General features: G+C 70.6%; 11 protein-coding genes. 8 read left to right on the plus strand and 3 right to left on the minus strand.

The genetic code is table 11. From position 1 onward, the window contains the following. Window positions 1-396: 396 nt before the first annotated feature. From QF027_RS41570 to QF027_RS41580, 3 genes are all read right to left on the minus strand, one after another. A complete protein-coding gene (locus QF027_RS41570) occupies window positions 397-1,110 on the minus strand; it encodes a ParA family protein (RefSeq protein WP_187827992.1) in 714 nt (237 codons plus the stop codon). A 194-nt stretch (window positions 1,111-1,304) separates the two neighbouring features. After that, window positions 1,305-1,877 carry a helix-turn-helix domain-containing protein gene (locus tag QF027_RS41575; protein WP_187827991.1) on the minus strand — a complete coding sequence of 191 codons (573 nt, stop codon included), beginning with the start codon at window positions 1,875-1,877 and terminating at the stop codon, window positions 1,305-1,307. Next, a complete protein-coding gene (locus QF027_RS41580; RefSeq protein WP_307080603.1) occupies window positions 1,874-3,175 on the minus strand; it encodes a helix-turn-helix domain-containing protein in 1,302 nt (433 codons plus the stop codon). Before QF027_RS41580 ends, QF027_RS41575 begins: the two co-directional genes overlap by 4 nt. Between QF027_RS41580 and QF027_RS41585 the strand changes: the two genes are divergently transcribed. The 8 genes from QF027_RS41585 to QF027_RS41620 all read left to right on the plus strand — a co-directional run bounded on the left by QF027_RS41585 (window position 3,158) and on the right by QF027_RS41620 (window position 12,410). Beyond that, the gene (locus QF027_RS41585; RefSeq protein ID WP_307080604.1) at window positions 3,158-3,364 is read left to right on the plus strand and encodes a hypothetical protein; all 207 of its coding nucleotides are present in this window, start codon (window positions 3,158-3,160) and stop codon (window positions 3,362-3,364) included. The genes QF027_RS41580 and QF027_RS41585 overlap by 18 nt on opposite strands. A gap of 770 nt (window positions 3,365-4,134) precedes the next feature. Beyond that, on the plus strand, window positions 4,135-5,169 hold the full coding sequence (locus QF027_RS41590) for a chitinase (protein WP_373432015.1): 1,035 nt from the start codon (window positions 4,135-4,137) through the stop codon (window positions 5,167-5,169). 198 nt (window positions 5,170-5,367) lie between these two features. Beyond that, on the plus strand, window positions 5,368-6,666 hold the full coding sequence (locus tag QF027_RS41595; RefSeq protein WP_307080605.1) for an extracellular solute-binding protein: 1,299 nt from the start codon (window positions 5,368-5,370) through the stop codon (window positions 6,664-6,666). After that, window positions 6,666-7,607, plus strand: coding sequence for a carbohydrate ABC transporter permease (locus QF027_RS41600; RefSeq protein ID WP_307080606.1), 942 nt, complete (start codon window positions 6,666-6,668; stop codon window positions 7,605-7,607). The genes QF027_RS41595 and QF027_RS41600 overlap by 1 nt, the downstream gene beginning before the upstream one ends. After that, window positions 7,604-8,425: a carbohydrate ABC transporter permease gene (locus QF027_RS41605; RefSeq protein ID WP_280861388.1), complete on the plus strand. Its 822-nt coding sequence runs from the start codon at window positions 7,604-7,606 to the stop codon at window positions 8,423-8,425. The genes QF027_RS41600 and QF027_RS41605 overlap by 4 nt, the downstream gene beginning before the upstream one ends. Next, window positions 8,422-9,732, plus strand: coding sequence for a carboxylesterase family protein (locus tag QF027_RS41610; RefSeq protein ID WP_307080607.1), 1,311 nt, complete (start codon window positions 8,422-8,424; stop codon window positions 9,730-9,732). The genes QF027_RS41605 and QF027_RS41610 overlap by 4 nt, the downstream gene beginning before the upstream one ends. Continuing rightward, a complete protein-coding gene (locus QF027_RS41615; RefSeq protein WP_307080608.1) occupies window positions 9,726-10,871 on the plus strand; it encodes an ROK family protein in 1,146 nt (381 codons plus the stop codon). The genes QF027_RS41610 and QF027_RS41615 overlap by 7 nt, the downstream gene beginning before the upstream one ends. 30 nt (window positions 10,872-10,901) lie before the next feature. Continuing rightward, window positions 10,902-12,410 carry a GMC oxidoreductase gene (locus tag QF027_RS41620; protein ID WP_307080609.1) on the plus strand — a complete coding sequence of 503 codons (1,509 nt, stop codon included), beginning with the start codon at window positions 10,902-10,904 and terminating at the stop codon, window positions 12,408-12,410. The last annotated feature ends 11 nt before the right edge of the window (window positions 12,411-12,421 follow it).

The following is a 12,421-nucleotide window of genomic DNA, read 5'->3' on the forward strand; positions in this document are numbered from 1 at the left end:
AGACCACAGGCTGCACCTGCTGCTCTGCCTGACCCTCAGCGGATTCCCCCCGCACCTCGGGGGCGGCGACGGCCTGGTGCGCCGGCTGACTGGAGACCGCTTCCTGCACGGGACCGCTCGGCGCGGCCTCACCGTTCGGCTGGGCAGAAGCCTGCGGCGCCTCGGACACCGTCCCGGTCCGGCCCTGCGCCGACCCCTCGACGGGAACCGGGGAAGGAGCGGGCTCAACCTGGGACTCGTTGGCAGCGGGACGGACATCGCCCTGGTCGGCCGCCCGTTCAGCAGCGAACTGCTCGGGGGTGAGCTCGGCGGCCGGGGGAGGGGGAGGAGGGGTCGTCTTCTTGGCGCCGCCGAGGGTGCGGCCAGCGCGGCGGGCCGGGGGCTTCATACGCTCGGTCATGCCGTCAGCTCCTTCATCAGCTCGGCGTACTCGCTCAGCTCGGTCGGGATCTCGCCGAAGGCCTCCATGTAGTGGACCCACGAGTGGATGGTCGTCTCGGCGAGCGGGAACGGCTCGTCGCGGTCCGGGCCGATGCCCTCGCCCTCGACGGGCTCCAGCAGCTTGTCCTTCGCCGTGCGGGGCAGGCTGGTGCGGTCGTCGGCCTTGACCAGCACCACGTGGGCGGTGACGTCGCGCTCGTTGCGGGCGGCGGCGCGCTCGGCCTCGTCGAAGGTGGCCACGAGCTTGCGACGCTCGATCTTGGTGGGAGCGACCGGCACGAGCAGCAGGTTCGCCTCGGTAACAGCCTCGTGGAACAGCTTCGCGCTCCCGCCGCCGGCGTCGACCACGATCGCGCCGAACTCGGCACGCTTCTCACGGATGTACTCGGCGATGTCATCGAACGGGTACCGCTCGACCACCAGGTTCTCCGGGATTTCGAAGCCTTCGGCCTTGGCGACCTTGAACCAGTCATAGGCGGACTGACTGGTCGCGTCGGCATCCAGGAGCAGCGTCGGCAGCCCCAGGACGACGGCGTAGTAGAGGGCGATGAACCAGGCGGAGGTGGTCTTGCCGGTGCCGCCCTTGAGCATGCCGACGACGATCACGAAGGCGTCCCAGGCGCGGGCTGTGGCCGCCGCCAGGGTCTTGTGACGGGTGTTCTCGTTCACGTGTGCTTGATCTCCTGAACTGGAAGGACTGTTGACTTTGCGCAGGTCGACGACGTCGACATTGCTTCGGAGACATGGCTGAGAATGCGGTCGAAGCGGGGGAGCCCTTGCCGCGCAACTGCAGCCGGGATGGTGCATGGGCGGGACCTTGTGGCGAGCGGTACCGCAGGGAACGTCAGCGAGGGCCAGTGCGCTCATGACCGCTTCCTCGTCCCGTCCGAGGGGCCGTGGCGGTGCCGGGGGCGCATGGGAGTGCGGGCCTGGTGCAGGAGCCGGTAGACCGTGGCCACTGAGTAGTTGCAGTCCTCAGCAAGCTCTGGCACGGAGGCGCCGGCCTCGTACCGTGCCCGCAGGGACCGCGCGAGCTTCTGCCGCTCGGCGGCCCGCGTTGCGGTGCGCATCCGCAGCGTCTGCTGCGTGGTGCGCACGGTGCCGCCGGCCTCGATCAGCAGGCGCCGGGCAGCACGCCTCGTGTCTCCCGCGACTGCAGCGAGCTCGGTGAGGGTCGCGCCACGCTGCTCGTACAGGGTGCGCAGGTGGGCCGCGAGACGCTGGCGCGCCTGTGGATCCTGGCGCATCCGGCGGGTCTGCCACGATGTGCGCATCTCGGTCCCGGCCTCGTGCAGCCGGTTGAGCACCGTGCCGTACGACAACCTGCTGCTCGCAACGAGCTCGTCGACGGTGGCTCCGGATTCGTAGCGGGTGCGCAAGGTCTCCGGCGTGATGGCTACGTCGTCCTCATCCGGCGTCGACTGCTGCGTGTTCATGCAACGGACTCCCATTCCCTGAGTGCTTCGGCGTGTGCGGCGGCTAGTTCGTCGTAACTGCGCTGGTCAGTGGTGGTGATGAGGATCAAGCGCCCATCGCTGGCAACCCGCCATGCCGGATCGATTCGCCCTGTCGCCGGGTTGATGACGAGGCCGCCGGGCCCGCGCCATGGCGTGGGGACCTCGTCCGGGCGCAGGGCGGGTACCAACACCTGATGGCCGTCGCGGACCACAACGAGGGCCCTGCTGCGGTGCTCCAACAGTCGCTCCAGCGCCTCCCGATACGCCGCTCGTTCGGCGGCGTGGAGTGTCCTTCGGCTCGCCGCGGTACCTGCAGTTCCGCATCGGTGGGCGACCAGGTCCCAGCCGTGCGAGGGCACGACTTGCCGGTCGGTAACAGCCTCCGGATGGCTGTTACCGAAGCCCTGCAAGGCCCGGGGGGCCAGTGACCAGACTTCGCCGATGTGGTGCACCAGACCGTGGCGCGCGAGGCGACGGAGGGCCCGGTAGGCGGTGGCGCGTGAGACGGAGGAGGTGATGACGAGTTCACTGACGGTCTGGTTAGGGCGTGCGTGCAAGGCTCCGAGGATCAAGAGAGCGGAGCTGCCCAGGCCGTGGTGGGCGAAGGCATCGTGGGCCATCAGGTGGCTGATGACAGTGGAGTCGACGTCGGCCGGGGCGGCCGTCTCGGAGGTGGACCACTCCTCAAGTGCCGGGTCGGGGGGGAACTGAGTGGTCTTCTGACGAGAAGACGATGAGTGTGTGGAGGAACCAGGGCCGTTGCCGAGGTACCACGTGGAGCCATCCCTGCCATGGCCGACCCGCAGCCGGCGCAGCCACCCTCCTGGCCTCAGCACGGTCTCGTATGCGTTGCGCAGCGTCTGCCGCGAGATCCCGGCCTCCTCGGCGGCCTGGCGCTCACTCGCGGCGTGCAGACGGCCACCAGCGGTCTCGGCGAAGTTGAGATGAGCGAGAAGCACTCGCAAGGCGGTGCGTCCTCGCTCCCCACGCCACGGGGTGACCTCGATACGGGCGCGAAGGGCAGCGAGATCCTCGTGGGAGTTCTGGCGGGAGCCAACCTCTACCGTGCTGTGGACCGTTGCGCAGGCGCTGTCCCAGACTCGACGGACGTACGCGAGGGCGCGTGCCTGACCAGAGCGCAGCGCGATGTTCTGCGTGTGCCTGCCACCCTCGTGATCCGGGTGCATCAGCAGCTGCGTCAACTGATCGACGGTGCCCCCGACCCGGGCGACGTGGCAGGCGATAGCCGCAGTAATCCGATGGCCGTGCTCGGCCATGCCCTGTCGATCTTCGCGATGGACCACTCGTCCGTTACGGTCGAGCTTGCTGTAGCTGCCCGCTGCGTAACGACCGGTGAGGTCTCCGAGAAGGACCAGATCAGCGGCGGCGCGGGGGAGGCCGACGAGTCCCTGCCGGGAGGTTTGGGTGCCTGTGACTGCCTCTGGCTGGGAGTTTGCTGGACGTGAAGCCTTCTGCGAGTAGTGCGAAGAGGGTGCGTCGTATGGCATTCTGGGGTCGTCTCGCAAAGACATGGACGCCACCTGGGCCCGCAAAAACCACGGGTGGTGCCCGGAACCGACCTCCAATCGGTGCCAACGAAGCCTCCAGGACGGCCATCCTGGGGGCTTTCGTGTACCTGGCCTCGCTGGAGGCAGGCGTCCCTACCGCGGCTCGACGGAGGCGAATCTGAGGTCCTGCCAGAGTCACCACTCGTGATCCACACCGGTCGACTCGGGTCCCTCAGAGCCAGTTCTGGAGGCTGATGCCTCTGACTGCCTCTGAGCGGCCCGGGTCGAACCGGGGTCGAATCAGAGTGTTTTCCTCTGACTGCCTCCGATCGCCTCTGTAACCCGTCCTAGCAGGTCACAGCCTCATCGCCCCCACACAAGCGCAGGTCAGAAAGGTGCGCTAGCTGTACCACTGGTTCCTGGCGAAGGCGGTCGTGTGCGGCATCGTTGCGGCTCCCGTCTGTCGTGGTGGTGGCATCGTCTTGGCGTTCGCAGGGGCACGGCAACACCGCTTCCGTCTCACGGAAGAGGAAGGCCGGACAACCTGCTGAGGCGGACTCGGCAAGTAACTGTAAAGAACCTTGACAGTTATATGGTCTAGTCCAATTATGGGCACGGTTCTTCTTCCCCGCGGTTCGGCCATTCCGCTGTCCCCGCATGCCCTTTTCCCCCTGGGAGCGTCAGTGAGACGACCTGGTCACCTTCGTGCGTTGCTGTCCTGTCTGAGCGTGAGCGCTCTGTCCGCCGGGCTCGTCGGACTGGGGGGAGGGGGCGCACTCGCGGCGTCCTCCTCGCCCTCGCTCCCGGCCTTCGGCAAGCCCCTGCCCGCCCACGTGGCGGCGCCCTACTTCGAGTCGTGGACCGGCCAGAGCCCGGCCGCACTCGCCGCCGCCTCCGGAAACAAGTACCTCACGCTGGCGTTCCTCCAGACGGCCACGGCGGGTTCGTGCACCGCCTACTGGAACGGCGAGAGCGGTCAGCCGATCTCGAAGGCGTCCTTCGGCCGTGACATCGCCACCATCCAGGCGCGCGGCGGCGACGTCATCCCCTCCTTCGGCGGCTGGACCGCGGACACCACCGGCACCGAACTGGCGGACAGCTGCACCAGCGTCGACGCCATCGCCGAGGTGTTCAAGAGCCTCGTCACGACGTACGGCATCAGCCGCATCGACCTCGATGTCGAGGGCGACTCGATCAACAACGCCGCCGGGATCGACCGCCGCAACAAGGCGATCGCGAAGGTCCAGCGCTGGGCCGAACGCACGGGCCGCACCGTGCAGTTCTCCTACACCCTCCCGACCTCCACGACCGGCCTCGCGGCCAACGGCCTCGCCGTGCTCCAGAACGCCGTCGACAACGGCGCACGCGTGGATGTCGTCAACCTCATGACGTTCGACTACTACGACGGCGCCACGCACGACATGGCGGCCGACACCCGGACGGCCGCCGAGGGCCTGCACGGCCAGCTTGCCGCGCTCTACCCGCACAAGAGCTCCGCGAAGCTGTGGAGCATGATCGGGGTCATCGAGATGCCCGGCATCGACGACTACGGCCCCGAGGAGACCTTCACCGTCGAGAACGCGGTCGCGGTGGAGCAGTGGGCCGAGGCCAAGAAGATCAACACCCTCTCCTTCTGGGCACTCCAGCGCGACAACGGCGGCTGCCCGGGCACCGGCGGATCCGACTCCTGCTCCGGCATCGCCCAGGACACCTGGGCCTTCAGCCACACCTTCGAGCAGTTCACGAGCGGCGGTCACAGGTAGCGGCACGCCCCAGGGCGGCGGCGAGGGCCCGGTGCGCATCCTGCGCACCGGGCCCTCGCCACACCGATTTCGCTACAAGTTCCGAAATTATTCGGGGTGAGGACCGCCACGTGGCCGAAACACGCGGTTCATAGCGTCGGGACACATCACGCCACCGCCCTCAGTACTCGTGAGGAATCTCGTGTCACAGGAGTCCCCGTGCCCAACCTCTCCCGTCGCACCGCCCTGCGGCTGACCGCCGGAATGGCCCTCGGCGCCGCGTTTCCCCTGTCCGGCTGCGGGCGCGAGGACGACGCGGCCGCCGCGTCCGGCGCCAAGAAGGTCGACGCGTCCCCGGCCACCGGCACCGTGAACGTCTGGGCCGCCCAGGGCGACGCCGACGTGCTCGGCACGGTCGTCAAGCCGTTCAAGTCCGCCAACCCCGACCTGGTCGTGAAGACCACGCTGATCCCGAACGCGGAGTACTACACCAAGCTCCAGGCGGCGATCGCGGCGGGCAAGGGACCGGACGTCGCCCAGTTCTTCCCCGAGTCGCAGGCGCAGTTCCTCGACTCGTCGACCCTGCGGCCCGTGCCGGAGGGCCTGGTGGATCCGGGCAGCTTCTTCAAGAGCCTCTGGGACGCCGGGGTCGTGGACGACGTGGCCTACACGGTGCCCTGGTACGCGTACACGTACGCGCTCGTCTACCGATCAGATCTGGCCAAGAAGGCGGGCGTCGAGGCGCCGACCACCTGGGCCGGCATGGAGCCCTTCCTCAAGGCCCTTCAGGGCGCCGGCGCGGCCCACGCACTGGGGGCCGACATCGGGTGGGACATCTTCAACGGCCAGGACGTCGCCATGTACGCCTGGCAGGCCGGAGCCTCACTCGTCACCTCCGCCGGCAAGTGGAACCTGAACACGCCCCAGATGGTCGACGCCCTCGACTACAACGCGTCCTTCTTCACCGCCGGGACGGCCGACACCAGCGGGCCGACCTTCCTCGACGCACAGCCGTACTTCGTCTCCGGCAAGACGGCGAGCATGATCACCGGGCCCTGGGTCATCGGTCAGCTCGACACCGCTGCCAAGAAGAGCGGCTGGACGGCCTCCCACGTCGCCACCGCCCCCCTGCCCGCCGGAGCGTCGAGCAGCGTCTCCTTCTCCGCGGGCGGCACCTGGGGCGTCCTCGCCGACAGCGGCAACACGGACGCCGCCTGGAAGCTCGTCAGGTATCTGGCCAAGCCCAGCACGCAGGTCGCGCAGTACAAGGGGTACGGCTCGCTGCCGGCCGTCATCTCCGCCTGGGACGACCCGGCGATCAAGGGCCAGCCGCTGCTGGCCGCCTTCTTCACCCAGCTCAAGAACACCCGTGCGTTCCCGCAGGTCAGCACGTGGCAGCAGGTCGCGACCCGGCTGGGCAAGGAGGTGGAGGCCGTCGCCAAGGGCAAGCAGACCGCGGCGAAGGCGGCCGCGAACATCCAGGCGTACGCCGAGAGCGTCGGCACGGGCACGCAGTGATGACCACGACTCTCGTACCGGCCACCAAGAGGGCCAGGGCCGTGCCCAAGACGGCGGCACACAAGGTGTCCCGCGCCCGCCGCACCGCCGTCGCCTGGCTCTTCCTCGCCCCCTTCGGCCTCGTCTTCCTGGTCTACACGGCGATCCCGACCGTCGCCGCACTCGCCCTGAGCCTCACCGACATCCGCGGCGCCGACCTCCGCACCCCGTTCGCCGTCGACTTCACCGGCGTCGAGAACTACCTCCGGCTGTTCCAGGACGACACCTTCGTCCGGGACATCCTCAACACCGCCCTCTTCGTGGCCGTGGGCGTACCGCTGACGATGGGCATCGGTTTCACCCTGGCCCTCGCGCTGAACTCCGGCATCAGCCGGCTGCGCGGTGTCCTGCGCACCGTCTTCTTCGCGCCCGTCGTCACCAACGTCGTCGCCGTCGCGCTGATCTGGCAGTACGCCTTCCACCTCGACGGCACCGTCAACAAGCTGCTCGGCGCGATCGGACTCGCCGGACCGAACTGGCTGGACGATCCCGATCTGGCCATGCCGGTCGTGATCCTGCTCGGCGTCTGGCGCAACTTCGGCATCGCGATGGTGCTGTTCCTCGCCGGCCTCCAGGCCGTCCCGCGGGACGTGTACGAGGCCGCCGCCCTGGACGGGGCCGGCCGGTGGCGCCAACTCCGGCACATCACCCTGCCGTTGCTGCTGCCCACCACGCTCATGGTCTCCGTCCTGCTGACCGTCTTCTACCTCCAGGTCTTCGACGAGCCCTACCTCCTCACCGGAGGCGGCCCGCTCGGCTCCACCGAGTCGGTCGCGCTGTACACCTACCGCCAGTTCGGGGCGGGCCAGTTCGGGATGTCCTCGGCGGCCTCCTTCGTGACGCTCGCGCTGGTGACCGTGGTGAGCGTCGTCCAGTTCCGGCTGCTGAGGTCCCGCACATGAACCGTGCCGCCCGCCCCGTGATGTACGCCGCCCTGGTGCTGTGCGCCCTGCTCACGACGCTGCCCTTCGCGTGGGGGGTGAGCGGCTCGCTGCGCAGCCTGGACGAGATCCGCTCCGACCCCGGGGCCCTGTTCCCGCACCACCTCACCTTCGGCAACTTCACCCGGCTGTTCGAGACCCAGGGCTTCGGGCGGTTCCTGGTCAACAGCGTCGTCGTCGCGCTGATCGTGGTGGCCGGGAACATCCTGGCCGCGTCGGCCGCCGGATACGCCCTCGCCAAGCTCGACTTCGCGGGCCGGCGGCTCGCGTTCGGCGCGGTCATGGCGGCGATGATGGTGCCGTTCACCGCGGTGTTCGTCACCCAGTTCGTGATCACCGTGGACCTGGGCCTCGCGGACACCCTCGCCGGAATCGCCCTGCCCGGCGCGGCGCTTCCCCTGTCGGTCTTCATCGTGCGCCAGTACGCCCTGTCGGTCCCCGACGAACTCCTCGAAGCGGCCCGCATCGACGGCGCGGGCGAGTTCCGGATCTTCTTCAGGATCTTCCTGCCGCTGGCCGGTCCCGCCGTCGCCACGATCACGATCATGTCGTTCCTCAACTCCTGGAACAACTTCATCTGGCCGCTGGTCGTCGCCCAGAGCATGTCCACCTACACCCTCCCGGTCGGCCTCGCCGCCACCAGCCAGGCCGCGGCCCACGTCACCGACTACGGCCTGCTGCTCGCCGGAGCGATCGTCGTGATGCTGCCGGTGCTCGTGCTCTTCCTCTTCCTGCAGCGGTACTTCGTCCAGGGCATCGCGGGAACGGGGCTGCGATGAGCACGCCGGTCACCGTCCGGACCCCGGCGGGCACGGTCGTCGGCCGCCGGCACCGAGACGTGCGGCGCTTCCTGGGCATCCCCTATGCCGAAGCTCCCACCGGCCCACGGAGGTTCGCCGCACCGGCCCCACGCGGGCGCCTCACACAGCCGTACGACGCCACCCGCCCCGGAGCCACCGCGCAGCGCGTGCCGCTGTTCACCACGACCACCATCCCGGAGCCGTCGGTGCCGGGCGACGACATACTGAACGTCTCCGTCACGGCCCCCGACGCGGACGGCTGCCCGGTGCTCGTGTGGATCCACGGAGGCGGCTTTCTCGCGGGCAGCCCGGCGAGCCCCTGGTACGACGGTCGGGCCTTCGCCCGCGACGGCGTCGTCACCGTCACCGTCGGCTACCGGCTCGGCGTCGACGGATTCGCCGTACTGGACGACGTCCCCACCAACCTCGGGCTGCGGGACGTGCTCCTCGCGCTCGACTGGGTGCGGGAGAACATCGCCGCGTTCGGGGGCGACCCGGACCGGGTCACCGTCGCGGGCCAGTCGGCCGGGGGAGCGATGGCGCTCGCGCTGCTGTCGTCGCCCGCCGGGCGCGGCAGGTTCCAGCGGGCGGTCAGTCTGTCCGGCGGCCTGTTCGAAGTGGAAGCGACCCGGGTCCGTGACGTCCTCGCACGGCTCGGCGAGCACCTGGGCGTGGCGCCCACCCGGGCCGGATTCGCCCTGTGCGCACCGGAGTCGCTCCAGCGGGGCGTGCTCGACCTGCGCGGGGACGACGACCGGCTCGTGCTCGGTCCGGTCGTCGGCGACGACATCCTGCCGCTGCCGCTCGCCGAGGGGCTGGCCGGGCACGGACAGGACGTCCCGCTGCTGCTCGGCGCCACGGGCGACGAGTTCGACGGCGACAGCGAGAGCGGGTCGCGCGCGGCCGGCACCCGGATCACGGACACCCTGTTCCGCTCCGCGTGCCCCCGCACCGCGGCCGCCCGCCGCGCGTCCCCCGCCGGCACCTGGCTGTACTCCTTCGAATGGCCCTCCCCGGCCCTCGGCGGCGCCGTGCACTGCGTCGACCTCCCCTTCTTCTTCGACGTGCTCGACGCGCCCGGCGTCCCCGAGGCGCTCGGCCCGAACCCGCCGGTGGCGCTGGCCGCCCGGATGCACACCGACCTCGTCGACTTCGTCCGCGGCCAGTCCCCGACCTGGGGGAGGGCGACCGGGCGGCTCGGCGACCCGGCCCGCGCATACGGCCGACCGCTCGCGGCCGACACCCGGGGCGTGTACGACCCGGTGACGGGAGGGGAGCCGTGCTGACGGCCGGCATGAACCAGAGCGCCGTACGACGGGTCAACACCTCCGTGATCCTGCGGGCGTTGGCGGTGTCGGCGGGACCGAGGAAACTCACCGAACTCGCCGAGCAGACCGGTCTGTCCCGCCGCACGATCGAGCTGATCCTGGACTCGCTCGTCGAGGCGGGCTGGGTCGCCGAACTCGACCGGGTGCCGAACAGCGGCTGCGCCGGACGCCCGGCCCGCCGCTACGAACTGCGCGCCGAACACGCCCTGTTGGCCGCCGTACGCGTCACGACCGTCGATGTCTCCGCCGTCGTCGCCGACGTGCGCGGCCACATCCTCGGCCGGGCACACCGGCCGCTGCGCGCCTACAAGGACCCGCGCACCACTCTCGACGACGCCGCCGCACTGGTCCTCCAGGCCCTCGAAGACGCCGGCGGCTCGGTGGACCGGCTGCGCGCCGGGGCCATCGCCGGCGGCGGTGCCATCGACGACGAAGGAGTCGTACGGCGCCTGGTGCACACCACGCGCTGGGAGGGCGTGCACCTGCCCGAGGAGCTCGGCCGGCGTGTCCCGGTGCCCTGGTTCGCCGACAACGACACCAACCTCGGTGCGCTGGCGGAGCGTTGGCGGGGAGTGGCAGCCGATCACGACAACGTCGTATGGGCGATGCTCGGGAACCGGACCGGCCTCGGCATCCTGATCCGAGGGGCCGTGCACCGCGGGCTCGACGGAGCCGCGGGAGAGATCGTCGAAGCCCGCTCGATGCCGGCCGGCTCGGTCGAGGACCGGCCCGTCGCCGCCCTGACCTCACCGCTGCCCGCCCAACGCGCCCTCGCCCTGGCCCGGTTCGAGGCGGCCCGGAACGGCGACGCCGCCTCGCTCGCCGAGGTCGACGAGTTCGTGGAGAACATCGCGTCGATCCTCACCACCCTGTCCTGGACGGTCGCCCCCTCGCTCATCGTCCTCGGCGGCGGACTGGAGGACGCGGCCGACGTCCTGCTGCCCCGGGTACGGGCCGCGCTGCGGGACGCCCGCACCCCCGCGGTCGAACTGCGCGCCACCGCGCTCGGCCACGACGCCCCGCTCATCGGCGCGGTGAAGCTCGCCCTGGACCGCATGGACACCGAGCTGTTCGGACCGCTCGGCCCGGTCGCCTGACCCCCACACCACACGTACACGGAGCTCCACTTGACCCACACCCCCCGCACCGACGTCCTCATCGTGGGCAGCGGCATCATGGGCTCCCTCGTGGCCCGCCTCCTGCGCCGCAGCGATCCGGCGCTGCACATCACCATGGCCGACGGCGGCAGCCCGATCGGCGGTACCCCGGGGCGGCACCTGCACGACCTCGACGACCCCGACCTGTGGTCCCGCTACAACGAAAAGGTCGCCACCGGCATCCAGGGCATGTACACGGGAGCCGAGGTGGTCCGTGAGGCCGCGGGCAGCCTCCCCGACCTCGCCCCCGGCATGTTCCACGCGCTCGCCTTCGGCGAGGACGCCGAGGCGATGCCGCAGGCCGCGCTCGCCTGGAACGCGGGCGGCATGGGCGTCCACTGGACCGCCGCCACGCCGTGGCCGGCCGACGACGAGACCTTCGACTTCGGCGACCCCGACGCCTGGGCGGCCGATCTCGACACCGCACGCCGACTGCTCGGCGTCACACCTGCGGCGATCGGCCCGACCAAGGTCGGCGAACTCGTCCTCGACGTCCTGCGTCGACGCTACGGCGGTGTCGGGCCCGCCGACCGGGCCCCGCAGCCCATGCCCATGGCCGTCACCCCCACACCGTCGGGCCCCATGCCCCGCACGGCACCCGGGACGATCTTCCCCGCGCTCGCCCAGGGCGGCGATCCCGCCTTCACCCTGCTCACCGGCACCCTCGTGACCGCCCTCGGCCGGGACGCCGGCCGGGTCACCGGGGCCCGCCTGCGCCGCGTCGCCGACGGCACCGAGTCCGAACTCCGCGCCGGCACCGTGGTGGTGTGCGCCGACGCCCTGCGCACCCCGCAACTCCTGTACGCCTCCGGCATCCGCCCAAAGGCCCTGGGCCGTCACCTCAACGAGCACGCCTTCGTCACCGCCCGCGTCCTGCTCGACCTCGACCGGTTCGGCCTCGACCCCGGTGCCCTGCCCCTGCCGCGCCCCGGCGAGTTCAGCACGGACTCGCTGTGGCTGCCGTGCAACGGACCCGCCCAGCCCTTCCACGGCCAGATCATGAACCGCACCTACGTCGACGAGGCCGGCCGGCCCCTCGCGCACTCCGTCGGTCTGTCGCTGTACGTCCCCGTCGAGTCGCGCCCGCAGAACCGGCTGGTGTTCTCGGCGAGCGAGACCGACCTGGCCGGGCTGCCCCGCATCCGCGTCGAGTTCGGCTACTCCGAGACCGACCGCGCGCTGATCCGCCGGGCGCTGGACGAAGTCCGGTCCGTCGCCCAGGAGTTCGGCCCCTTCGATCCCGCGACCGAGTCCACCGTGCTGCCGCCCGGTTCCTCACTGCATCTCACCGGCACGGTCCGGGCAGGCGTCACCGACGACGGCACCGGCGTGTGCGACCCGGACGGGAGGGTGTGGGGCTTCGACAACCTGTACCTGGCGGGCAACGGAGTCGTTCCCACCGCGATGGCCGCCAACGTCACCCTGACCGGCGCCGTCACCGCGGTACGGGCCGCCCGTGCCGTCACCGCACGCACCTGAACCACCGAGAG

Origin of the sequence: Streptomyces canus, from assembly GCF_030816965.1 — a bacterium.
In the GTDB taxonomy this organism is placed as follows: domain Bacteria; phylum Actinomycetota; class Actinomycetes; order Streptomycetales; family Streptomycetaceae; genus Streptomyces; species Streptomyces canus_E.